Source organism: Streptomyces luteolus, from assembly GCF_029968015.1.
GTDB lineage: Bacteria > Actinomycetota > Actinomycetes > Streptomycetales > Streptomycetaceae > Streptomyces > Streptomyces luteolus.
Map to the genome: position 1 here is coordinate 1 of NZ_JASCIS010000113.1, position 1,020 is coordinate 1,020.

Genomic DNA, 1,020 nt, shown 5'->3' on the forward strand with positions numbered 1-1,020 from the left:
GGGCTTGCGAAGCCGTACCCGGTTGCGGATGCCCGTCAAGTCCTCCAGGGCGATACCGCGTCCGGTGCGTTCTGCCTCGGCCACCACATGCTTGGCAATCTTGTGATTGATGTCCCGCACCCGCCGCTGTTCCTTCTTCCTGCGCTTGTTCAGCCGGCGTTTGGCGGAGGGGGTGTTCTTCTTCTGGAGCTTGGTGCGCAGGGTGCGTTCGCGTTCCCGGACGCGGTTGATCTCGCGTCCGGCCATGATCTGTCCGTCGGAGGTGGTGGCGATGTTGACGATGCCCAGGTCCAGGCCGAGGAAGTCCTCCACCTCGGTGTTCAACGGTTGTTCAGGGATCTCGCAGGTGGCCTGCAGCAGCCACATGCCGTCCCGGTGCAGCAGGTCGGACTCGCCCTTGCGATGCAGGGCGAGAGTGGTCAACTGCTGCGCCCCGCCCGTGAATCCCACATTCTTGACCCGCCCGTGGACGGTCCATATCGACACGCGCTGCTGGTCCATCTGCCAGGACAGCATCCGGTCGTCGAAAGGCTGCCCGGAGTCGGGGCGGAAGGTGATCGGCTTCCCGGTCGCCTTCGCATGACGCTTCGAACCCGGTCGGCCCAGGTTCCCGGCCTTCAGGTTGGCCTTGAGGGTCGCGTACGCGTCGCAGGTCTTCTTGATGACGTGCTGGGCAGCCTGCGCGCCCAGGTTCCAGCGGGCGCGGATCTGGGTGTACGTGAGCTTGCGCAGGTCGTAGGTGCGCTTAGTGTCCTGCTCGAACGCGACCTCGCCCGCCCAGGTCGCGGCCTCGTTGCAGGCGGCCAGAGTCGCCTCAAGTGCCGCTGCTTGCTTGGGTGTTGGCTCAAGTTTGACCTGCACCACCAGTTTCACCTCGTCAGGCTAGCGCCTAGCATTGACCTGTGTCACCGAGATGGGATCAGAACCCCGACATACGCAGGGGCCGCAGCGTCGTATACAGCCTGCACGCGCACTTGGTCTTCACGCCGAAGTACCGGCGCGCAGTGTTCACCGATGCCG

General features: G+C 64.7%; 1 protein-coding gene and 1 pseudogene. One reads left to right on the forward strand and one right to left on the reverse strand.

Annotated features, from left to right (window positions below; all coding sequences use genetic code 11):
* A partial coding sequence (locus tag QIT00_RS38705; RefSeq protein ID WP_282540192.1) for a transposase occupies window positions 1–873 on the reverse strand: 873 nt, incomplete at its 3' end.
* A gap of 29 nt (window positions 874–902) precedes the next feature.
* Between QIT00_RS38705 and QIT00_RS39175 the strand changes: the two are divergent.
* A pseudogene (locus tag QIT00_RS39175) lies at window positions 903–1,020 on the forward strand (IS200/IS605 family transposase); the annotation flags it as partial.